This is a genomic window from Pseudomonas peradeniyensis, assembly GCF_014268935.2.
Lineage (GTDB): Bacteria > Pseudomonadota > Gammaproteobacteria > Pseudomonadales > Pseudomonadaceae > Aquipseudomonas > Aquipseudomonas peradeniyensis.
In genome coordinates, this window is sequence record NZ_JABWRJ020000002.1 from 192,483 (window position 1) to 214,061 (window position 21,579).

Consider the following 21,579-nt stretch of genomic DNA (forward strand, 5'->3'; position numbering starts at 1 on the left):
GCACATAACATGATCTGGCTGTCAGCCCGTCGGTATGCATCGGAGCCCGCACGAGAGCATGCTCAAAGCGCAATTCAGGTTTATGATGCCCAACGGCAGACAATATCCTCACACGGAGTGCGCGATGCAGACCCTCTACCCGCAGATCAAACCCTACGCCCGGCACGATCTGGCCGTGGAAGCGCCGCATGTGCTGTATGTCGATGAGAGCGGCTCGCCGGAAGGTCTGCCCGTGGTGTTCATCCACGGTGGCCCGGGCGCGGGCTGCGATGCCCAGAGCCGTTGCTACTTCGACCCCAACCTGTACCGCATCGTCACCTTCGACCAGCGCGGCTGCGGTCGCTCCACGCCCCATGCGAGCCTGGAGAACAACACCACCTGGCACCTGGTCGAGGACCTGGAGCGCATCCGCGAGCACCTCGGCATCGACAAATGGGTGCTGTTCGGCGGTTCCTGGGGTTCCACCCTGGCCCTGGCCTACGCCCAGAAGCACCCCGAGCGCGTGCACGGCCTGATCCTGCGCGGCATCTTCCTGTGCCGCCCGCAGGAGATCCACTGGTTCTACCAGGAAGGCGCCAGCCGCCTGTTCCCCGACTACTGGCAGGACTACATCGCGCCGATCCCGCCGGAAGAGCGTGGCGACCTGGTCAAGGCCTTCCACAAGCGCCTGACCGGCAACGACCAGATCGCCCAGATGCATGCCGCCAAGGCCTGGTCCACCTGGGAGGGCCGCACCGCGACCCTGCGCCCGAACCCGCTGGTGGTCGACCGCTTTTCCGAGCCGCAGCGCGCCCTGTCGATCGCCCGCATCGAATGCCACTACTTCACCAACAACGCCTTCCTCGAGCAGGACCAACTGATACGCGACATGCCGAAGATCGCTCACCTGCCCGCGGTGATCGTGCATGGCCGCTACGACGTGATCTGCCCGCTGGACAACGCCTGGGAGCTGCACCAGGCCTGGCCGAACAGCGAGCTGAAGGTGATCCGCGACGCCGGCCACGCCGCCTCCGAGCCCGGCATCACCGACGCCTTGGTGCGCGCGGCCGACCAGATGGCCCGGCGCCTGCTCGACCTGCCCCTGGAAGAAGCATGAAGGGGCTGATCCAGCGTGTGCGTGGCGCGCGAGTGGAAGTAGCAGGGGAGATTGTCGGTGCCATCGACCAGGGGTTGCTGGCGCTGGTGGCGGTCGAGCCTGAAGATTCGCCCGAGCATGCCGACAAGCTGTTGCACAAACTGCTGAACTACCGGGTGTTCAGCGACGAGCAGGGCAAGATGAACCGCTCGCTCAAGGATGTCGGCGGCGGCCTGCTGCTGGTGTCGCAGTTCACCCTGGCCGCCGACACTCGCAACGGCATGCGCCCGAGCTTTTCGACGGCTGCGCCACCGGCCCTCGGCGCCGAGCTGTTCGACTATCTGCTGCGCCAGGCACAGGCTCGGCACCCGCTTGTGGCCAGTGGTCGCTTCGGTGCAGACATGCAGGTGCATCTGGTCAATGATGGCCCGGTAACATTTATGTTACAAATATGAGGTCAAAAAACCCTTTGTTTGTCGAAAAACAAGGGGTTTTGTACGATAAATAGTTTGTTCAGCCTGATGCGTTGTAACGCGACCTGCTGGATAATCGCGCGCTGCATGAACCTGCGTTCGCAGGTTCGTTTCACTTTGACTCGAGCATTGTCAGGATCCGTTTGGGGAATCATTACGCCCTCACGGGGTCCGAACAGTGCTCGCCAACCCGGCATTGGTCGCTGGCCGTTGGTTTCATGATCTGTTTTCGGCGAGGATTGCTCGTGATTGTAAGCCCCTGTATTGCACCTAGAATCCCCGGTACCCGGCTGCGCAAGGCCATGCTGGCCGGCGTGGCGCTGGTCGGCCTGTTGAGCGCGGGCCAGCTGTGGGCATTCAATCTGGACGACGTTGCAGCCAAGGCAAAGGATCTGGCCGGTCAGAAGTTCGAGGCACCGAAGAGCAACCTGCCACCGGTGTTCCGCGACATGAAGTACGCCGACTACCAGAAGATCCGCTTCCTGCAGGAAAAGGCCGAGTGGGCCAAGGACAAGACGCCGTTCAAGCTGTCCTTCTACCATCAAGGCATGCATTTCGACACGCCGGTGACCATCAACGAGATCACCGCCAACAAGGTCAAGGAAATCAAGTACGACCCGAGCCGTTTCGAGTTCGGTGACGTGCCGCATGACGCCGAAGCCACCAAGAACCTCGGCTACGCCGGTTTCCGCGTGCTCTACCCGATCAACAAGGCCGACAAGCAGGACGAGATCATGACCCTGCTTGGCGCCAGCTATTTCCGCGTGGTCGGCAAGGGCCACCGCTACGGCCTGTCGGCCCGTGGCCTGGCCATCGACACCGCGTTGCCGTCCGGCGAGGAATTCCCGCGCTTCCGCGAGTTCTGGATCGAGAAGCCCAAGCCGAACGACAAGCACCTGGTGATCTACGCGCTGCTCGACTCGCCGCGCTCCACCGGCGCCTACAAGCTGACCCTGCGTCCGGGCGAGGACACCCTGGTCGACGTCAAGTCGCGGGTCTACCTGCGTGACAACGTCAGCCGCCTGGGCATCGCCCCGCTGACCAGCATGTACCTGTTCGGCCCCAACCAGCCATCCAAGGTCATGAACTACCGTCCGGCCCTGCACGACTCCGAAGGCCTGGCGATCCACGCCGGCAACGGCGAGTGGCTGTGGCGTCCGCTGAACAACCCGAAACACCTGGCCGTGAGCAACTTCAGCGTGGAGAACCCGCGTGGTTTCGGCCTGCTGCAGCGCCAGCGCGACTTCAGCGACTACGAAGACCTCGACGACGAATACGAGAAGCGCCCGAGCGCCTGGATCGAGCCGAAGGGTGACTGGGGCAAGGGCACCGTCGACCTGGTGGAGATCCCGACCGCCGACGAGACCAACGACAACATCGTGGCCTTCTGGAGCCCGGAAAAGCTGCCTGAAGTGGGCAAGCCGTTCGAGTACGACTACCGCCTGCGCTGGACCATCAAGGAAGACCAGCTGCATTCGCAGGAGCTGGGCTGGGTCAAGCAGACCCTGCGCTCCACCGGCGACGTCAAGCAGTCCAACCTGATCCGCCAGACCGATGGCACCGTGGCCTTCCTGGTCGACTTCATCGGCCCGAACCTGGCCACCCTGCCGGCCGACACCGCCGTGCGCAGCCAGGTCAGCGTCGGCGACAACGCCGAGGTGGTCGAGAACAACCTGCGCTACAACCCGGAAACCAAGGGCTGGCGCCTGACCCTGCGGCTGAAGGTGCAGGATCCGAAGAAATCCACCGAGATGCGTGCCGCGCTGCTGCGCGACGTTCCGGTCGAGCAGCCCAAGCCGACCAAGCAGGACAAGGCCGCGGCCAAGCATGCTCACGCCAAGGCCGAGAAAGCCAAGGCCGAGAAGGCTGCCGAGCAACCCGCCGCCGATGCGGCATCCACCAACGGGACCCCGGCCACCACCGAGAAAGTGCTGACCGAGACCTGGAGCTATCAGTTGCCTGCCGATGAGTAACTCAAGCGCAAGGCCGGAATCGCTGAGCGAGTACCTGGCCCACCTTCCCCTGAGCGACGAGCAGCGCGCGGAACTCGCCCGCTGCTCCTCCTTCAGCGAGCTGCACCAACACCTGGCGGCCCAACCGGCCGCCGGCACCGCCGAGGCCGCCCAGGCTTCGGTGGGTTCCCGTCTTACCGTCGGCAGCGCCGCCGAGCTGGAAGAGGCCGAGATGCTCGGCGTCGATGCCGGTGGGCGGCTGTGCCTGAAGATCGCGCCACCGATCAAGCGCACCAAGGTCGTGCCCGAGCCGTGGCGCACCAACATCCTGATCCGCATGTGGCGGCGCATGACCGGCCGCACCAACGCCCCGCAGCCGCCCAAGCGCGAGCTGCCGCCGGCGCGCTGGCGCACGGTCGGCTCGATCCGCCGTTACATCCTGCTGACCCTGATGATCGGCCAGACCCTCGTCGCCGGCTGGTACATGAAGGGCATCCTGCCGTATCAGGGCTGGTCGTTCGTCGATTTCGACGAGATCCTCAACCAGCCACTGTGGGACACGGTGGTGCAGGTGTGGCCGTATGCGCTGCAGACCTCGATCCTGGTCCTGTTCGGCATCCTGTTCTGCTGGGTGTCGGCGGGCTTCTGGACCGCCCTGATGGGCTTCCTCGAGCTGCTCACCGGGCGTGACAAGTACAAGATTTCCGGCAGCAGCGCTGGCAACGAGCCGATCGCGCCCGAGGCGCGCACCGCGCTGGTGATGCCGATCTGCAACGAAGACGTGCCACGGGTGTTCGCCGGCCTGCGCGCCACCTTCGAGTCGGTGGCCGCCAGCGGCAACCTCGACCGCTTCGACTTCTTCGTGCTCAGCGATACCAACGACACCGACATCGCCGTCGCCGAACAACAGGCCTGGCTCGACGTGTGCCGTGAAACCAAGGGCTTCGGCCGCATCTTCTACCGTCGCCGCCGGCGCCGGGTGAAGCGCAAGAGCGGCAACCTCGACGACTTCTGCCGTCGCTGGGGCGGCGAGTACAAGTACATGGTCGTGCTCGACGCCGACAGCGTCATGAGTGGCGAGTGCCTGAGCAGCCTGGTGCGCCTGATGGAGGCCAACCCGGACGCAGGCATCATCCAGACCGGGCCGAAAGCCTCGGGCATGGACACCCTGTATGCGCGCATGCAGCAGTTCGCCACCCGCGTGTATGGCCCGCTGTTCACCGCCGGCCTGCACTTCTGGCAGTTGGGCGAGTCGCACTACTGGGGCCACAACGCGATCATCCGCATGAAGCCGTTCATCGAGCACTGCGCCCTGGCGCCGTTGCCGGGCAAGGGCGCCTTCGCCGGTGCGATCCTCTCCCACGACTTCGTCGAAGCCGCGTTGATGCGCCGTGCCGGCTGGGGCGTGTGGATCGCCTACGACCTGCCGGGCAGCTACGAAGAACTGCCGCCGAACCTGCTCGACGAGCTCAAGCGCGACCGTCGCTGGTGCCACGGCAACCTGATGAACTTCCGCCTGTTCCTGGTCAAGGGCATGCACCCGGTGCACCGCGCGGTGTTTCTCACCGGGGTGATGTCGTACCTGTCGGCGCCGCTGTGGTTCCTGTTCCTGGTGTTGTCGACGGCGTTGCTGGCGACCAACACGCTGATGGAGCCGCAGTACTTCATCGAGCCGTTCCAGCTCTACCCGCTGTGGCCGCAGTGGCATCCGGAGAAGGCCATCGCGCTGTTCTCCACCACCATCGTGCTGCTGTTCCTGCCCAAGCTGCTCAGCGTCATCCTGATCTGGGCCAAGGGCGCCACCGAGTTCGGCGGACGCATCAAGGTCACCCTGTCGATGCTGATGGAGATGCTGTTCTCCATGCTCCTGGCGCCGGTGCGGATGATCTTCCACACCCGCTTCGTGCTGGCCGCGTTCCTCGGCTGGGCCGCGACCTGGAACTCGCCGCAGCGTGACGACGACTCTACCCCGTGGGGCGAAGCGGTCCGTCGCCATGGTCCGCAGACTCTGCTGGGGATTGCCTGGGCCGCGTTGGTGGCCTGGCTGAACCCGAGCTTCCTGTGGTGGCTGGCGCCGATCGTCGGCTCGCTGGTGCTGTCGATCCCGGTGTCGGTGATCTCCAGCCGCACGCGCCTGGGCCTGGCGGCCAAGGACGAGAAGCTGTTCCTCATCCCCGAGGAATACGCAACGCCGCAAGAGCTGCTGGCGACCGACCAGTACACCCACGAGAACCGTTGGCACGCCCTGCATGACGGTTTCGTCCGTGCCGTGGTCGACCCACGCCAGAACGCCCTGGCCTGTGCCATGGCCACGGCGCGTCACGGTCAGGCGGCCCCGATCGAGGCGCTGCGCGCCGAGCGCGTGGCCAAGGCACTGGAAGTCGGCCCGAAAGGCCTGGACCTGAACACCCGCCTGGCGCTGCTCAGCGATCCGGTGGCGCTGGCGCGCCTGCACGAGCAGGTGTGGGTCGGGCACAACACGGCGTGGATCGATGTGTGGCGGGCGTCCATCGCCAACGATCCGCACTCGCCATTGCTGCCGCTGCATCCGGAGAACGTGGCCCAGCCGGCCCTGGCTTGAGCCCGTTGCTTCGATAATCGCGGAGCCAGCCCGCTCCCACGCATCTCAACGGTGCGTGGGAGCGGGCTGGCCCCGCGATGCTTTCTGGTCGATTTTGGCCAACAAAGTCCCCCCCGGCTCTAGGTCCCAGCTCACGCATGCGTTAGCATCCGTCCCGATATTGCGCATCGGTCTGTCGGACCGTGCTTACAAGAAAAATCTGCGTACTTCTTGCTAGGGGACTTGGTGATGATTAAGAAATACCTGTCGCGACTGCTGGTAGGTGCGACCGCCCTGATCGCGGTGACCGCCGCCCAGGCCGGCGCCATCGACGACGCGGTCAAGCGTGGCACCCTGCGCGTGGGCATGGACCCGACCTACATGCCGTTCGAAATGACCAACAAGCGCGGTGAGATCATCGGCTTCGAAGTCGACATCCTCAAGGCCATGGCCAAGTCCATGGGCGTCAAGCTGGAGATGGTCTCCACCGCCTACGATGGCATCATCCCGGCCCTGATGACCGACAAGTTCGACTTCATCGGCAGCGGCATGACCCTGACCCAGGAACGCAACCTGCGCCTGAACTTCAGCGAACCCTTCATCGTGGTCGGCCAGACCCTGCTGATCCGCAAGGAGCTGGCGGGCGAGATCAAGTCGTACAAGGACCTGAACAACGAGAAGTACCGCCTCACCTCCAAGCTCGGCACCACCGGCGAGATGGTCGCGAAGAAGCTGATCAGCAAGGCCAAGTACCACGGCTACGACAACGAGCAGGAAGGGGTGATGGACGTGGTCAACGGCAAGGCCGACGCCTTCGTCTATGACTCGCCGTACAACGTGGTGGCGGTGGAGAAGGCCGGCGCCGGCAAGCTGGTGTTCCTGGAAGAGCCTTTCACCTACGAGCCGCTGGCCTTCGGCCTGAAGAAAGGCGACTACGACAGCATCAACTACATCAACAACTTCCTGCACCAGATCAAGCATGACGGGACCTACGATCGTATTCACGACAAGTGGTTCAAGAGCAAGGAATGGCTGAAGGAAATGGAATAAGGCCCGGGCCAAAACCCCAGGCGTTGACCTCGACGCGCAGGCAAGCCCTGCGCGTTTCGCTTTTACGGAAGTACCCCACGTGATCAAACACAAGAAAGCACAGTGGCCCTGGCATGGGCTGACCGCGCTGGTCCTGGTGGGCCTGGCGTTCAGCCTGTACCTGGCCACCTCGATGATTTCCTACGAGTGGCGCTGGAACCGCGTTCCGCAATACTTCGCCTACAAGGCCGAGGAAACCCAGCGTGCCGCCAACCCAGGCACGGTCGAGGAAATCGTGGTGTCCGGCGACAACGCCCGGGTCACCCTGAAGGATGAAAGCGGCGACACCCAGGTCGTCGAAGTGGCCAAGGACAGCATGTTGCTGGCCCGTGGCGACGATGTGGCCGAGGGCGATGCCATCGGTGTCACCCGTCACTGGGCCGCCGGCCCCTTGGCCTGGGGCCTGTGGACCACGTTGTGGATCTCGGTGATCTCCGGCGCCCTGGGCCTGGTGATCGGCCTGTTCGCCGGGCTGTGCCGGCTGTCGAACAACCCGACCCTGCGTGACCTGTCCACTGTCTACGTCGAGCTGGTGCGCGGCACGCCGCTGCTGGTGCAGATCTTCATCTTCTACTTCTTCATCGGCACCGTGCTCAATCTGTCCCGCGAGTTCGCCGGGGTGGCGGCGCTGGCACTGTTCACCGGCGCCTACGTGGCCGAGATCGTCCGTGCCGGCGTGCAGTCGATCGCCAAGGGCCAGAACGAGGCGGCGCGTTCGCTGGGCCTGAACGGCGCCCAGTCGATGCGCCACGTGATCCTGCCGCAGGCGTTCAAGCGCGTGCTGCCGCCCCTGGCCGGGCAGTTCATCAGCCTGGTCAAGGACACTTCGCTGGTGTCGGTGATCGCCATCACCGAGCTGACCAAGAGCGGCCGCGAGGCCATCACCACCTCGTTCTCGACCTTCGAGATCTGGTTCTGCGTGGCGGGCCTGTACCTGCTGATCAACCTGCCGCTGTCGCACATCGCCAGCCGGCTCGAGCGGAGGCTTGCGCAAAGTGATTGAAGTCCGTGACCTGCTGAAAGTCTTCGACACCCGTGGCCAGGTAGTGCGTGCGGTGGACAACGTCACCACCCAGGTCGCCAAGGGCGAGGTGGTGGTGGTGCTGGGGCCTTCGGGCTCGGGCAAGTCGACCTTCCTGCGCTGCCTGAACGGCCTGGAGCATTTCGACGAGGGCCATGTGTCCATCGGCGGTTTGCAGCTGGACGACCCGAAAACCGATATCAACGCCTATCGCCGTGAAGTCGGCATGGTGTTCCAGCACTTCAACCTGTTCCCGCACATGACCGTGCTGGAGAACCTGTGCCTGGCGCAGAAGGTGGTGCGCAAGCGCAACAAGGCCGAGCGCGAAGCCAAGGCCCGGGCGTTGCTGGAAAAGGTCGGTATCGCGCAGAAGGCCAACGAGTATCCTTCGCGCCTTTCCGGCGGGCAGCAGCAGCGGGTGGCCATTGCCCGGGCCCTGGCGATGGACCCGAAGGTGATGCTGTTCGACGAGCCGACCTCGGCGCTTGATCCGGAGATGGTCGGGGAGGTGCTGGATGTGATGAAGACCTTGGCCCAGGAAGGCATGACCATGGTCTGCGTGACGCACGAGATGGGTTTTGCCCGGGAAGTGGCGGATCGGGTGTTGTTCTTTGATCACGGGAAGTTGCTGGAAGATTCGCCGCCGCAGGAATTCTTTGCTGCGCCGAAGGATTTGCGGGCGCAGGCGTTCTTGCGTCAGGTGTTGTGACACAAACGTTGCCCGATGAACTCCAGTGTATTCAGGTGATGTGTGGATAACGGATTGTAGTCAAACGCTCTCGTTTCTTGCCGCTCCGTGCTATTATGGCATGGAACGGCAAGTATTATCAGATGGCTTAGAGCTGTTAAGGGTTGTAGGCTATTTGCCTTTCTACTTCTATTCTCTCTCCAAAAAGGCGAAGAGCCTCGGTGTTTTGCTCTTCTAGCTGGTCGCGTAGTCTGATTTTTTCGGACCTTAGATATGTCAGTCTATCCTTTGCTGTCGCAGGGTCGTTATGGTTGACGGCTCCACGGCCATAGGCTTTATAACTAATTTGTATTTGGCTTGCTAGCTTTTCTTCTTTGGTGATTTGTTCTGTAACGCTCGAAAGTTTTTCGTATGTGTTAGTTGCTTTCTCCCTTGCTATTTTTCCCATTTTTATCAGTTCGTTGTAACGGGCCGTAAGTGGGTTTGGTTCTGGTGGAGGCTGCGTTGGCACACTCTTTCCTCTATTCTTGCTGCCTCCAAAGAGTTTGCTAAGTGCCTTAAACATGTTGCCGGACGGGTCAATGCGGTTTATAGGGTCTCCTGCTGTGTAAGCATATGCGTTCATATTTCCGGGCAGGAAAATGCTGGCCCGGTCAGGTGAGATAAAACGATATAGTGTGGGGCTATAAGCTCGGTTTCCGTTGCCTAAGAGATATAAGCCTGAAGAGAGGTGAGCTTCGCCGTTATAGCCTAGCATCGCGTGTAGGCTTTGTACGGGGCAGTACCCATAAGCACCATAGCTGATGGGGTGTGGGTCGAAATTACGCTGTACTACCAGAACAGATCTGGCCAGATTGGTAGCGAGCAATCTTGTTTGAGAGTCTCCCTTCCTGCATGACTGATCTGACGGAATCGAGTCTTCAGGTGGTGATGTTATTTCGATACTCATCGTTGTGTGCCCCTGGGAAAGATAGCCGGGCATCCAGTGTCGTTGGTCTGGGTGAGCCTCTCAACTATCAAAAATGCCAGGTGCAGGGCATGGTCAGCCTTTCAGTCAGGCAGCGCAGACGCCATGAAAGGTTCCATAGACGCCTTATCGGCCCTCCTGCAGTCGATCTTGATCTTGCTTCTAAGCGCGCGATAGTTCAGGCGCCGCCAATTGCGACTTCAGGAGGCCGAGCGGAGTTCTTGCGGAGGGAGGTGACGGGCATGGATGCCCGTCAAGCGCTGCGCCCCAGGATGGGGCGTTCAGCGCGGTCCTCCCGGGAGCAAGAACGGAGCGAGGGGACCCCGGAGCGAAGCGTAGGGGCCGGATGAATGGAGCGAGGATTTTTTGCTTACTTTTTGATCCTTCAAAAAGTGAGCCGCCGTAAGGGCGGAAAGGTGACTTCGCGTCACCATCGCGAATGAATGCGCATATAGCTTTCAAAACACATGCTCTAAAAGTCAAAGTCAAAGTCAAAGTCAAAGTCAAAGTCAAAGTCAAAGTCAAAGTCAAATGCGATCAGCGTGGGTTTTTACAGGTGTAAGCGCATTCATTAGCTATAATGACGCATAGTCACCTTTTCGCCCTTACGGCGAGTCACTTTTTGTCAAACGCGACAAAAAGTAACCAAAAAACGCTGCGCTCCATTCATCCGGCCCTCCGCTTCGCTCCGGGTCCCCTCACTCCGGCCTTGCTCCCGGGAGGACCGCGCTGCAGGGCCCATCCTGGGCCCCAGCGCTTGACGGGCATCCATGCCCGTCACCTCCCTCCGCAAGGCCTGCGTTCGGCCTCCTGAAGTCGCGAAGGTACGGGCGGCGCCTGGGCTGACGCAGCTGTCGCTAGTGGGCTGTGGAGTTAATCTTCTGATCGCCAAAGCCAAAGCCAAAGCCAAAGCCAAAGCCAAAGCCAAAGCCAAAGCCAAAGCCAAAGCCAAAGCCAAAGCCGTCGGTCTGGTTTCAGGTTCTGGCGATCTGGGCACGCCTGCAAGGCTTAGAGATTGAACCGTCCCACCATGCCTCGCAACTGCTGCCCCAACTGTTCCAACTCCCCACTCGAAACCGCCGTCTGCTCACTGGCCGCCCGCGTCTGCTCCGATACATCCCGCACATTGATCACGCTACGGTTGATCTGCTCGGCCACCACGCTCTGCTGTTCACTGGCCGTGGCAATCTGCTGGTTCATCCCCTGGATCGTCGACACCGTCTCGGTAATCTGCCCCAACGCGGCGCCGGCCTTGCGGCTGAGCTCGACGCTTTGCCCGGTCAGGCGCTTGCTGTCGTCCAACAGACCGGTCACCTCATCGGTGCCACGGTGCAGGTTGTCGATCAGCAACTCGATCTCCTCGGTCGACTGCTGCGTGCGCTGGGCCAGGCCGCGTACCTCGTCGGCCACCACGGCGAAACCGCGCCCGGCCTCGCCGGCCCGGGCCGCCTCGATGGCGGCGTTGAGCGCCAGCAGGTTGGTCTGCTCGGACACCGACTTGATCACATCGAGAATCGACCCGATGCGCTGGCTTTCACCGGCCAGATGACCCATGGCCGCCAGGCAATGGTCCATCTGCCCGGCCAACTGCTCGATGCGGGCAATCGCCTCGGCCACCACCTCGTCACCCAGCTGTGCCTGACGGTCGGCGGCGGTGGCCGCCTGCGAGGCCTGCTCAGCGTTCTGCGCGACCTCCTGCACCGTGGCGCTCATCTGGTTCATGGCCGTGGCCACCTGGTCGGTCTCCTCTTGTTGCTGGCCAATGCGCTCGCGGGTGTCCACGCTGGCGCCGGCCAGCGCCGTCGCGGCCCGGGACAGGTGACCGACGCCCTGGTCGATGCCGCCGAGCAGTTCGCGCAGGCTCAAGGTCATCTCGCGCATGCTCGTCTGCAACTGGCCCATCTCGTCGCGGCGTTGCACCGTCTGTACTTGGCTCAGGTCGCCACGGGCGATGCGCTCCGCCTGGGCCAGCACCTGGCGCAGGGGCTGGGTGACCTGCCTGGTGATCAGCCAGGCGGCCAGGATGCCGAACACCAGCGCCAGCACGGCCACGCTGGTCAGCAGCGAACGGTCGGCCAGGGCCTCGTTGTCGCGCTGCTCGAGCTTGCGCTCGCTCAGCTCACGGCTCACGACCTGCAGTTCGTCGCCCATTTTCTCCATGCCGTCCTGCAACTGCTCGACCTTGAGCGCGGTGTCGCGGTATTGGCGCAGGGTGTCGCGGTAGCGGTCCAGTTCCACCTGTGGGCGTTGGGTCAGCGTCCCGGGCAGCTCCAACGGGGCGATGGCCCGCAGCAACTGACCCAGACTGGTGTCCGCTGCCTGCAGCGCGGCATCGCCCATGCTGGCGAAGCTGTCCCGGGGCGAGAAGGCATAGGCCGGCACCAGGCTTTGCTGGCTGGCGGATTCGATATGGCGGCCCAGGGTATCCATGAGACCGACCACGCTGCCCTGCCGGCCGTCGCCCGGCAGCTTCAGCAGGGCCTGGGTCTGCAGCTCGTCGATCACGGCTTCGAGCACGCCTGCCTGCGCCTGCATCGCTGCACGCAAGCCTTCGCGGCTGGCAACGGTGCTCTGCAGGCTGGCGAAGTCGGCCTTCAGGCGCTGCAGCAACTGGAGTTTCTGGTTCAGCATCTGCCGTGACGTATCGACGCCGCTGCGTTGCAGCAGCAGGGTCAGGCGGTCGTGCAACTGCTCCAGGATGGTCGCGATGCGGGTCTTGCTGACGTCGTCGGCGAGTACCCGGTAGGTGATGCGCTCGGCGCGCAGGTCACGGGTCAGGTCGTCGAGTAGGCCGATGTCGCCGAGCTGCTCCGAGCGCTCGATGGCGCCGTCCAGGGCGCTCCAGCCGCTGAGGGTGGTGGCCAGGGTGAGCAGCAGCACCACGGCAAAACCCAGGGCGAGCTTGAGCCCGACGCCAAGGTTGCCGAGCTGGCGGTCAAGGTATCCGAACATGGCAGGTCTCCGTCCAATTGAGAAAAGGCCATGGCGGCAGAATGCCGCCATGGCCCTTGCTCATCGGCCGGAAGTCCGTCGGACTGGACCTGCAAATTGAGTAGGAAAATTCGCTGCGGGCTGAAGGGCAGTGCCTACAGCCCGCAAGCCGTGAATTAGAGCCTGAAACGCCCTACCAGGCCCTGCAGATGCGTCCCCAGGCGGGCCAACTCGACGCTGGAACTGGCGGTCTCCTCGCTCGCCGCCGAGGTCTGGTCGGAGATGTCGCGTACGTTCATCACGCTGCGGTTGATCTCTTCGGCCACGGCGCTCTGTTGCTCGGCGGCGGTGGCGATCTGCTGGTTCATCGACTGGATCGACGACACGGTGCGGGTGATGGTACCCAGCGAGTCACCGGCGCGGCGGGTCAGTTCGACGCTGCTGTCAGTCAGGGCACGGCTGCTGTCCATGACGCTGGCCACGCGCTCGGTGCCGTTCTGCAGGCTGGCGATCAGTTCCTCGATCTCTTCGGTGGACTGCTGGGTGCGCTGGGCCAGGCTGCGCACCTCGTCGGCGACCACGGCGAAGCCACGGCCCGCTTCGCCGGCGCGGGCGGCCTCGATGGCGGCGTTGAGCGCCAGCAGGTTAGTCTGCTGGGCTACCGATTTGATCACATCGAGCACGCTGCCGATCTTGTCGCTCTCGGCCTTGAGCTGGCTCATCGCTTCGCTGGAATTGACCACCTCGCCGGCCAGGCGCTCGATCTGGCTGATCGCCTCGCCCACCACCTTGTCGCCCTCGCGGGCCTGCTGGTCGGCCATCAGCGCCGCTTCCGAGGCCTGCTCGGCGTTGCGCGCCACTTCCTGGACGGTGGCGGTCATCTCGTTCATGGCGGTGGCGACCTGGTCGGTCTCGACCTTCTGGTTGTTGACCCCGGCGCTGGTCTGCTCGGTGACCGCCGACAGTTCCTCGGCGGCGCTGGCGATCTGCGTCACGCCGTCGCCGATGCCGCCGATCAGCTCGCGCAGGCCCTGGGTCATGCGCTGCATGCTGGCCTGCAACTGGCCCAGTTCGTCGCGCCGATCAGCCTTGAGGTCCTGGCGCAGGTCGCCGCCGGCCACGCGCTCGGCGGCGGCGAGGGTCTGGCGCAGCGGTACGATGATCTGCCGGGTGATGGCGAAGGCGGCCAGCACCCCCAGCAGCAGGGCCAGGGCGGTGGCGCCGGCCAGCAGGGTCTTGGCCTGCTGGGTGCCCTGGTCGCGCACGGTGGTTTGCGAAACGCTCATTTCCTGGCTGGTAACCAGCAGCAGCTGGCCTTGCGCGGACATGCGCGTCAGCGCCTGCTCGCTGGCGGCCTGGGCGTTGCCGAACTGGTTTACCGCGTCGCGGTAGGCGGCCAGTGCGCCAGCGGCGTCGTCGAGGCTGGCGGCGAATTCGGCCGGAAGCTTGCCCGGCAGGGCCTTGAGCACGGTCATGGCCTGATCGATGGCGCCGAGGGCGGTCTGCTGGAATTCGGCCTTGCCGCTGTAGGTGTAGCCGCGCACCTGGAAGCGTGCCTGCTGCAACAGGGCGGCGACCTGCACTACTTCCTGGTACTGCTGGATATCACCGCCCTGCAAAAGACGCTGCTGGACCTTGCCGATCAGCTCGGCGGCCTTGTCGGCGCTGTCGCCCAGGGTGGCGCGGCTGGCCTCGCGGCGCTGGCCGGCCTGCTTGAGTTCGGCGAAGGCCTGCTGGTACTGGCGCACGGCGTCCTGCTGTTTGTCCAGGCGCTGGCGGTCGGCGGGGAGCTCGATCTGGCCGAGCATGAACTGCACTTGGCGCTCGAGGTTGGCCAGGGCCTTTTCCAGTTCCGCCACGGCGGCGTCGTCTCGGTTGCGTTCATAGCCCAGGCGGGCCAGGCGCAGGTCCTGGGTGTACTGGTGGATCACCGAGATGTTGCCGAGCTTGTCGCCACGGCTGGTGACGCTGTCGATGCCCAGCCAGCCGGTGAAGGTGATGCCGAGGGTGAGCAGCAGCACCAGGCCGAAGCCGATCCCCAATTTGCGATTGACGCTTACATTTCCCAGTGACTGGGCAAACCAACGGTACATAGACGACTCCCCGGCGCGTGGCAGTGCGGATTATTGTTCTGTTGCACAGGCCATCGGCGCGGGGCGGGGAAACTTGATGGTAAAAACCTGACCTTGGCGTCAGAAAATTCGCGAGAGCAGGGCGGTGACCGCCGTTTCCACCCGCAGGATGCGATCGCCCAGCTGCACCGGGGCCAGGCCGGCCTTGCCGAGCAGTTCGACCTCGTAGGGGATCCAGCCGCCTTCGGGGCCGATCGCCAGGGTCACCGGGCCTTCCACGGCGCGCGGGCAGGCAGGGTAGGGACCGGGATGGCCGACCAGGCCCAGGGTGCCTTCGGCGATGGCGGGCAGGCGGTCTTCGACGAAGGGCTTGAAGCGCTTCTCGATGATCACTTCCGGCAGCACCGTGTCGCGGGCCTGCTCCAGGCCGAGAATGAGGTTTTCGCGGATGGTCTCGGGCTGCAGGAATGGTGTCTGCCAGAAGCTCTTCTCGACCTTGTAGCTGTTGACCAGGATCAGCCGCGGCACGCCCAGGGTGGCGACCGTCTGGAACAGCCGGCGCAGCATCTTCGGCCGCGGCACGGCCAGCACCAGGGTCAGCGGCAGCTTGGCCGGCGGCGGCTGGTCGAAGGCCACCCGCAGTTCGGCCTCATGGCCTTCGAGGCGGATGACCTCGGCCTTGCCCATCAGGCCGCCGATGCGCCCGACGCGCAGGCTGTCGCCCACCGCCACGCGGTGGATCTCCTGCATGTGGGTGAAGCGGCGATCGGCCAGGACGACACGGTCGGCCGACACGAAGTCGGCCTCTTCAAGAAGCAACAGGTTCACGGTTGGGTCGCTGGCGGCTGGTCGTTGTGGTCGTTGTTCGCTTCGTCCGGCTCGTGGCTGCGCTTGCGGATCAGGCTGCCGCACAGCACGCCGACCTCGAACAGCATCCACATGGGCACGGCCAGCAGGGTCTGGGAGAAGATGTCCGGCGGGGTGAGGATCATGCCGACCACGAAGCAGCCGATGATCACGTACGGGCGGATCTTCTTCAGGTACTGCACGTCGACCACGCCGATCCACACCAGCAGCACCACCGCCACCGGGATCTCGAAGGCGACGCCGAAGGCGAAGAACAGGGTCATGACGAAGTCGAGGTAGCTGGAAATGTCGGTCATCATCGACACGCCCTCGGGGGTGGCGCTGGCGAAGAAGCCGAAGATCAGCGGGAACACCAGGAAGTAGGCGAAGGCCATGCCGGCATAGAACAGGAAAATGCTCGATACCAGCAGCGGGATGGCGATGCGCTTTTCGTGGCGGTACAGGCCCGGGGCGATGAACCCCCAGATCTGCTGCAGGATGAACGGGATCGCCAGGAACAGCGAGACGATCATGGTCAGCTTGAACGGCGTCAGGAACGGCGAGGCCACGTCGGTGGCGATCATCGTCGCGTTGGCCGGCAGGTGCGCGCGCAGCGGCGCCGAGACCAGGGTGTAGATCTGCTGGGCGAAGGAGAACAGCCCGGCGAAGATCAGGAAGATGGCGGCGACGCAGCGCAGCAGGCGGGTGCGCAGTTCGGTCAGGTGCGAGACCAGCGGCATCGGCTGGTCATGTTCCGGATTCTCGCTCATGGGGCTCGTGGCGGTTGGGGCGGCTCGGAGGGTGGCGTCGCGGTCGGCTGCGCGGGGGCGGCTTCGACGGCGGGTGTGGCGGGCGTTTCAGTACTGGCCGGCGGCTGCGCCGGTGGCGTCAGCGGATTGAGGATGCGCTTGGCCTCCTGCTCCATCTGCAGGATGTGCTCGTTGTGCAGCTGGCGGCGGATGTCGTCGGCGCCGATCTCGCGCTCGACCTCCATCTTGATCGCGTTGAAGCTGCGCTTGAGGCGGCCGATCCACAGGCCTGCGGTGCGCGCGGCCCCCGGCAGGCGCTCGGGGCCGAGCACCAGCAGGGCGACCAGGCCGACGAGCAGCAGCTCGCTGAAACTGATGCCGAACATGGGTCAGTCTTTCCGCTGCGGCTCTTGGACCGGCTGGGCCTGGCCCTCGATGGTGTGGCCCTGGGCCTGCTGCGCGGTGTTCTGCACCGGCGGAACCGGTTGCGCCGGCGGCGGGGCCTGCTCGGCGGGCTTGGTTTCTTCTTCGTTCATGGCCTTGCGGAAGCCCTTGATCGATTCGCCCAGGTCGCTGCCGAAGTTCTTCAGCTTCTTGGTGCCGAACACCAGCACCACGACGACCAGCAGGACGATCCAGTGTTTCCAGTCAAAAATGCCCATTTCGTACTCCTGAAAAATGTGTGTCGGTCTATCGGGCCCCGGGGCTGCCTTGCAGCCCATCACAGGGTTCAGCGAATCGTTCAGGCGACGCGGCCCCCTGTAGGAGCGGCCTTGTGTCGCGAAAGGGACGCAACGCGCCCCCGGCAATCTTCAGGCAGAAGGCTGACGCGCAGCCTTCTCGTCATGCCCGGACAACCCGAACCGACGCTCCAGCTCGTCAAGCACCGCCTGCGGATGCTGGCCGAGCGCGCTGAGCATGACCAGGCTATGAAACCACAGGTCTGCGGTTTCATAGATGACATCGCTGTAATCCTTGCTGGCGGCGGCATCCTTGGCGGCGATGATGGTCTCGATGGACTCTTCGCCGAGCTTCTCGAGGATCTTGTTCAGGCCCTTGTGATACAGGCTGGCCACGTAGCTGCTGTCCGGCGCCGCGTGCTTGCGTTCTTCCAGCACCTCGGCGAGGCGGTTCAGGGTGTCGCTCATGTCAGTGTCCTGCGCTGTAGATGGCGTCCGGATCCTTCAGGACCGGGTCGACGATTTTCCACTGGCCGTCCTCGAAGACGCGGTAGAAGCAGCTTTCACGGCCGGTATGGCAGGCGATATGACCCAGTTGCTCGACCATCAGGATGATCACGTCGGCGTCGCAGTCCAGGCGCATTTCATGCAGTTTCTGCACATGGCCCGACTCCTCGCCCTTGCGCCACAGCTTGCCCCGCGAGCGCGACCAATAGATGGCGCGATGCTCGGCGGCGGTCAGGGCGAGGGATTCACGGTTCATCCAGGCCATCATCAGCACGCGCCCGGTCTTGTGGTCCTGGGCGATCGCCGGCACCAGGCCATCGCTGTTCCACTTGATCTCGTCCAGCCAGTCTTTCATCGTCGACTCCAAACCGGGCCCGCTCCCGTACCGGGCCCCTTTGCGCTAGTGTGCCAGCCGGCGGCGCGGCTGGCTATCGGCGCACGATCAGGTACAGGCCCGCGGCCAGCATCAACCATGCGGGCCAGGCGGCCGGGGCGCTGAGGCTGACGGCACCGGCGGCCAGGGTGGCGCCGCCGCCGAGCAGGCCGGCGCCGAGCAGGCGCAGCGCCCAGTTGTCGCCGGCACGGCGCCGCTCGGGCAGTTGCGCATCGTGCAGGTGCGGTTGCGACAGGCGTTCGAGCAGGTCGCGGGTCATGTCGGCCAGGTGCGGCAGTTGCTCGGCCTGGCTGTACAGGTTGCCGATCACCGCCTTCGGGCTCATGCGCTCGCGCATCCAGCGCTCGAGGAACGGCTTGGCGGTGCTCCACAGGTCGAGGTCGGGGTACAGCTGGCGGCCCAGGCCTTCGATGTTGAGCAGGGTCTTCTGCAGCAGCACCAGCTGCGGCTGGACTTCCATGTTGAAGCGCCGGGCGGTCTGGAACAGGCGCATCAGCACCTGGCCGAAGGAGATGTCCTTGAGCGGTTTTTCGAAGATCGGCTCGCACACGGTGCGGATCGCCGCCTCGAACTCGTTGACCTTGGTCTGGGCCGGCACCCAGCCCGAATCGATGTGCAGCTGGGCCACGCGGCGGTAGTCGCGCTTGAAGAAGGCGATCAGGTTGCGCGCCAGGTAGTCCTGGTCCTCGGCCGTCAGGCTGCCGACGATGCCGCAGTCGATGGCGATGTACTGCGGGCTCCACGGCTTGACCGTGCTGACGAAGATGTTGCCCGGGTGCATGTCGGCGTGGAAGAAGCTGTCGCGGAACACCTGGGTGAAGAACACTTCCACCCCCCGCTCGGCGAGCATCTTCATGTCGGTGCGCTGGTCGGCCAGGGTGGCCATGTCGGTGACCGGCACGCCGTAGATGCGCTCCATCACCAGCACCTTGGGCCGGCAGAAGTCCCAGTACACCTGGGGCACGTACATCAGCTCGGAGCCTTCGAAGTTGCGTCGCAGCTGGCTGGCGTTGGCCGCCTCGCGCAGCAGGTCGAGCTCGTCGTAGATGGTCTTCTCGTAGTCGCCGACGATCTCCACCGGGTGCAGGCGGCGGGCATCGGCCGAGGCGCGCTCGGCGGCCTTGGCGATCAGGAACAGCCAGGCCAGGTCCTGGGCGATGACCGGCTTGAGGCCCGGGCGCACCACCTTGACCACCACTTCCTCGCCGCTCTTCAGGCGCGCGGCGTGGACCTGGGCCACCGAGGCCGAGGCCAGCGGCTCGACGTCGAAGCGGCTGAACACCTCGGCCACCTTCGCCCCGAGCTGTTCCTCGATCAGTGCCACGGCGTGCTGCGGGTCGAATGGCGGCACCCGGTCCTGCAGCAGCATCAGCTCGTCGGCGATGTCGGTGGGCAGCAGGTCGCGGCGGGTGGAAAGCAACTGGCCGAACTTGATGAAGATCGGCCCCAGGTCCTGCAGCGCCAGGCGCAGGCGCGCGCCGCGGCTCAGCTCCAGGGGCTTGCGCGGCAGCCAGCGCCAGGGCATCAGCAGGCGCAGGCTGGCCAGCCACCAGGGCAGCAGGGGCTGTTCGAACAGCAGGTCATCGAGGCGGTAGCGGATCACGACGCGCTGGATGCGCAACAGACGGCGGACGGCGAGCAGCTTCATGCGTTATCGCTGGTATCAAGAGTGTGGGCGAGGCGGCGCAGGCGCGCCTCGAGACGTTCGATATCGACTTTCAGCGCATCGAGTTCGCTGAACGCCGCTTCGGCTTCGCGTTTGCCGACCAAGGTGCGGGATTCCTCGGCCAGGTACTCGGAGAGGTTCTCGCCGAAGCGGGCCAGGCCCTGGCGGGTCCAGCGCGCGCGCAGGCGCAGGTGGCCGGCGATCAGCGCGGTGGGCACCGGGCCCAGCCAGCGCTGCAGCTCGTATTCCCAGTCCAGTTCCAGGTCCTGCACGATGCCGAACAGGTCGAGCAGCACGGCGCTGTCGCCATGCAGTTCGACCTGGGGGCTGTGCAGCACGGCGGTCTTGTCCTTGGCCAGGGCCAGCTGCGCCAGGCGCCCTGCAGGGGCGCGCAGGGTGCAGTCGACCTCGCCCTCCCAGTGGGCGGCGAGCATCAGGCCTTCCTCGTCGGGCAGCACGAACAGCTTCAGGGCCGGCTGCACGCAGTCGATCTCGATCACCCGGCCCTCCAGCGCCGCCAGGCGCTGGAGGGCGGTGCTGTCCAGGCGCAGGACACGGTTGAGCCCGTGCTCGGCGCTGGCGAGCAGGCCGGCCAGGAGCATCAGGGCTTGATCCCCCGGTGCACGGCGACGATGCCGCTGGTCATGTTGTGGTAGGTGACGCGGTCGAAGCCGGCCTCGACCATCATGCTCTTGAGCGTTTCCTGGTCGGGGTGCATGCGGATCGATTCGGCCAGGTAGCGGTAGCTTTCCGAGTCGTTGGTGATCAGCTTGCCGGCCAGCGGCATGAAGGCGAACGAGTAGGCGTCGTAGGCCTTGGACATCAGCTTGTTGGTCGGCTTGGAGAACTCCAGGATCAACAGGCGGCCACCGGGCTTGAGCACCCGCAGCATGGAGCGGATGGCTTCGTCCTTGTGGGTCACGTTGCGCAGGCCGAAGGCGATGGTCACGCAGTCGAAGTGGTTGTCCGGGAACGGCAGCTTCTCGGCGTCGGCCTGGACGAACTCGATGTTGCCGGCCACGCCGCGGTCGAGCAGTCGGTCACGGCCGACCTTGAGCATCGAGTCGTTGATGTCGGCCAGTACCACCTGGCCGGTCGGGCCGACCAGGCGCGAGAACTTGGCGGCCAGGTCGCCGGTGCCACCGGCGATGTCCAGCACCCGGTTGCCGCTGCGCACGCCGGACAGCTCGATGGTGAAGCGCTTCCACAGGCGGTGCATGCCGCCGGACAGCACGTCGTTCATCAGGTCGTACTTGGCGGCCACCGAGTGGAACACCTCGGCGACTTTCTTCGCCTTCTGGCTCTCGGGCACGTCCTGGTAGCCGAAGTGGGTAGTGGGTTCGGCGTGGTCGCCTTTGCGCTGGTCGGTCATATCGCTTCACCAGAAAAAAATTACGGCCATTCTAGGGGCTGCGGGCGGATTTGTCTTGGCGGGGTGTGTCATGCAGAGGGGGCGGGCATAATGGCGATTATGTCTACATATCCAGGATCACCCGCATGACCCAGATCAGCGTCGAACGCAAACACTCCCTCGGCCGTGACGCCGCCCGTGCCAAGGCCGAGGCGCTGGTCGACAGGCTCAGCCGCGAATACGACCTCAAGGCCACCTGGAATGGCGACCGCGTCGATGTGACGCGCAGCGGCGCCAACGGCAGCGTGCACATTGGCGAGGACACCATCCGCGTAGAGCTGAAGCTGGGCATGATGCTGTCGATGATGAGCGCCAGCATCAAGGGCGAGATCGAGCGGGCGCTGGACAAGGCCCTGGCCTGACACTGCGCGCTCCTTGCTGTTTGCGGGCGCGGGCCTTGTGGGAGCAGGTGTTGTGGGAGCGGGCTTGCCCCGCGATAGCGATTGCCCGGGCTGGCGCTATCGCGGGGCAAGCCCGCTCCCACGCAAGCGCTGCATG

21 protein-coding genes and 2 pseudogenes are annotated in these 21,579 nt (G+C 64.5%); 9 read left to right on the plus strand and 14 right to left on the minus strand.

What is annotated here, in order from left to right; all coding sequences use genetic code 11:
* The first annotated feature begins 124 nt into the window (after positions 1–124).
* The 7 genes from pip to HU751_RS10360 all read left to right on the plus strand — a co-directional run bounded on the left by pip (position 125) and on the right by HU751_RS10360 (position 8,879).
* The gene (gene pip, locus HU751_RS10330) at positions 125–1,096 is read left to right on the plus strand and encodes a prolyl aminopeptidase (protein WP_050707271.1); all 972 of its coding nucleotides are present in this window, start codon (positions 125–127) and stop codon (positions 1,094–1,096) included.
* Positions 1,093–1,530, plus strand: coding sequence for a D-aminoacyl-tRNA deacylase (dtd, locus tag HU751_RS10335; protein ID WP_050707270.1), 438 nt, complete (start codon positions 1,093–1,095; stop codon positions 1,528–1,530). Before pip ends, dtd begins: the two co-directional genes overlap by 4 nt.
* Before the next feature lie 320 nt (positions 1,531–1,850).
* Positions 1,851–3,521 (plus strand): glucan biosynthesis protein G, encoded by a 1,671-nt coding sequence (locus HU751_RS10340; RefSeq protein WP_186735612.1) that lies wholly within the window; start codon positions 1,851–1,853, stop codon positions 3,519–3,521.
* A complete protein-coding gene (mdoH, locus tag HU751_RS10345) occupies positions 3,514–6,081 on the plus strand; it encodes a glucans biosynthesis glucosyltransferase MdoH (protein ID WP_186735602.1) in 2,568 nt (855 codons plus the stop codon). The genes HU751_RS10340 and mdoH overlap by 8 nt, the downstream gene beginning before the upstream one ends.
* A gap of 231 nt (positions 6,082–6,312) precedes the next feature.
* The gene (locus tag HU751_RS10350) at positions 6,313–7,110 is read left to right on the plus strand and encodes a transporter substrate-binding domain-containing protein (protein ID WP_186716282.1); all 798 of its coding nucleotides are present in this window, start codon (positions 6,313–6,315) and stop codon (positions 7,108–7,110) included.
* A gap of 79 nt (positions 7,111–7,189) precedes the next feature.
* The gene (locus HU751_RS10355) at positions 7,190–8,152 is read left to right on the plus strand and encodes an ABC transporter permease subunit (RefSeq protein WP_186716281.1); all 963 of its coding nucleotides are present in this window, start codon (positions 7,190–7,192) and stop codon (positions 8,150–8,152) included.
* Positions 8,145–8,879: an amino acid ABC transporter ATP-binding protein gene (locus HU751_RS10360; RefSeq protein ID WP_028688380.1), complete on the plus strand. Its 735-nt coding sequence runs from the start codon at positions 8,145–8,147 to the stop codon at positions 8,877–8,879. Before HU751_RS10355 ends, HU751_RS10360 begins: the two co-directional genes overlap by 8 nt.
* 136 nt (positions 8,880–9,015) lie before the next feature.
* Here the strand turns inward: HU751_RS10360 and HU751_RS10365 are convergent, their stop codons facing one another.
* Entirely contained in the window at positions 9,016–9,807 is a 792-nt protein-coding gene (locus HU751_RS10365) for an RHS repeat-associated core domain-containing protein (RefSeq protein WP_225933303.1), read from the minus strand.
* 788 nt (positions 9,808–10,595) lie between these two features.
* Between HU751_RS10365 and HU751_RS27015 the strand changes: the two genes are divergently transcribed.
* Positions 10,596–10,844 carry a hypothetical protein gene (locus HU751_RS27015; protein ID WP_264082607.1) on the plus strand — a complete coding sequence of 83 codons (249 nt, stop codon included), beginning with the start codon at positions 10,596–10,598 and terminating at the stop codon, positions 10,842–10,844.
* Here the strand turns inward: HU751_RS27015 and HU751_RS27265 are convergent.
* The 13 genes and pseudogenes from HU751_RS27265 to ubiE all read right to left on the minus strand — a co-directional run bounded on the left by HU751_RS27265 (position 10,834) and on the right by ubiE (position 21,042).
* Positions 10,834–11,727: a methyl-accepting chemotaxis protein gene (locus HU751_RS27265; RefSeq protein ID WP_437181048.1), complete on the minus strand. Its 894-nt coding sequence runs from the start codon at positions 11,725–11,727 to the stop codon at positions 10,834–10,836. The two genes, HU751_RS27015 and HU751_RS27265, sit on opposite strands and share 11 nt — an antisense overlap.
* A 9-nt stretch (positions 11,728–11,736) precedes the next feature.
* Positions 11,737–12,828, minus strand: a pseudogene (locus tag HU751_RS27270) (methyl-accepting chemotaxis protein); the annotation flags it as partial.
* Between the two features lie 104 nt (positions 12,829–12,932).
* The gene (locus HU751_RS27275) at positions 12,933–13,805 is read right to left on the minus strand and encodes a methyl-accepting chemotaxis protein (protein ID WP_437181049.1); all 873 of its coding nucleotides are present in this window, start codon (positions 13,803–13,805) and stop codon (positions 12,933–12,935) included.
* Positions 13,788–14,849, minus strand: a pseudogene (locus HU751_RS27280) (methyl-accepting chemotaxis protein); the annotation flags it as partial. The gene HU751_RS27275 and the pseudogene HU751_RS27280, both read right to left, overlap by 18 nt.
* A gap of 99 nt (positions 14,850–14,948) precedes the next feature.
* Positions 14,949–15,656 (minus strand): 16S rRNA (uracil(1498)-N(3))-methyltransferase, encoded by a 708-nt coding sequence (locus HU751_RS10385; RefSeq protein ID WP_050707264.1) that lies wholly within the window; start codon positions 15,654–15,656, stop codon positions 14,949–14,951.
* Positions 15,653–16,444, minus strand: coding sequence for a twin-arginine translocase subunit TatC (gene tatC / locus HU751_RS10390; protein WP_110734694.1), 792 nt, complete (start codon positions 16,442–16,444; stop codon positions 15,653–15,655). The genes HU751_RS10385 and tatC overlap by 4 nt, the downstream gene beginning before the upstream one ends.
* On the minus strand, positions 16,441–16,809 hold the full coding sequence (gene tatB / locus HU751_RS10395; RefSeq protein WP_186733314.1) for a Sec-independent protein translocase protein TatB: 369 nt from the start codon (positions 16,807–16,809) through the stop codon (positions 16,441–16,443). The genes tatC and tatB overlap by 4 nt, the downstream gene beginning before the upstream one ends.
* A gap of 3 nt (positions 16,810–16,812) precedes the next feature.
* Positions 16,813–17,085, minus strand: a complete 273-nt coding sequence (locus tag HU751_RS10400; RefSeq protein ID WP_186733315.1) for a twin-arginine translocase TatA/TatE family subunit — start codon at positions 17,083–17,085, stop codon at positions 16,813–16,815.
* Positions 17,086–17,235: 150 nt separating this feature from the next.
* Positions 17,236–17,571, minus strand: a complete 336-nt coding sequence (locus HU751_RS10405) for a phosphoribosyl-ATP diphosphatase (RefSeq protein ID WP_050707262.1) — start codon at positions 17,569–17,571, stop codon at positions 17,236–17,238.
* Between the two features lies 1 nt (position 17,572).
* The gene (gene hisI / locus HU751_RS10410; protein ID WP_023632585.1) at positions 17,573–17,965 is read right to left on the minus strand and encodes a phosphoribosyl-AMP cyclohydrolase; all 393 of its coding nucleotides are present in this window, start codon (positions 17,963–17,965) and stop codon (positions 17,573–17,575) included.
* 73 nt (positions 17,966–18,038) lie between these two features.
* A complete protein-coding gene (ubiB, locus tag HU751_RS10415) occupies positions 18,039–19,652 on the minus strand; it encodes a ubiquinone biosynthesis regulatory protein kinase UbiB (protein ID WP_050707260.1) in 1,614 nt (537 codons plus the stop codon).
* Positions 19,649–20,272 carry a ubiquinone biosynthesis accessory factor UbiJ gene (locus HU751_RS10420; RefSeq protein ID WP_186733316.1) on the minus strand — a complete coding sequence of 208 codons (624 nt, stop codon included), beginning with the start codon at positions 20,270–20,272 and terminating at the stop codon, positions 19,649–19,651. The genes ubiB and HU751_RS10420 overlap by 4 nt, the downstream gene beginning before the upstream one ends.
* Entirely contained in the window at positions 20,272–21,042 is a 771-nt protein-coding gene (gene ubiE, locus HU751_RS10425; protein WP_050707258.1) for a bifunctional demethylmenaquinone methyltransferase/2-methoxy-6-polyprenyl-1,4-benzoquinol methylase UbiE, read from the minus strand. Before ubiE ends, HU751_RS10420 begins: the two co-directional genes overlap by 1 nt.
* 125 nt (positions 21,043–21,167) lie before the next feature.
* Between ubiE and HU751_RS10430 the strand changes: the two genes are divergently transcribed.
* The gene (locus tag HU751_RS10430) at positions 21,168–21,443 is read left to right on the plus strand and encodes a polyhydroxyalkanoic acid system family protein (RefSeq protein ID WP_062360240.1); all 276 of its coding nucleotides are present in this window, start codon (positions 21,168–21,170) and stop codon (positions 21,441–21,443) included.
* The last annotated feature ends 136 nt before the right edge of the window (positions 21,444–21,579 follow it).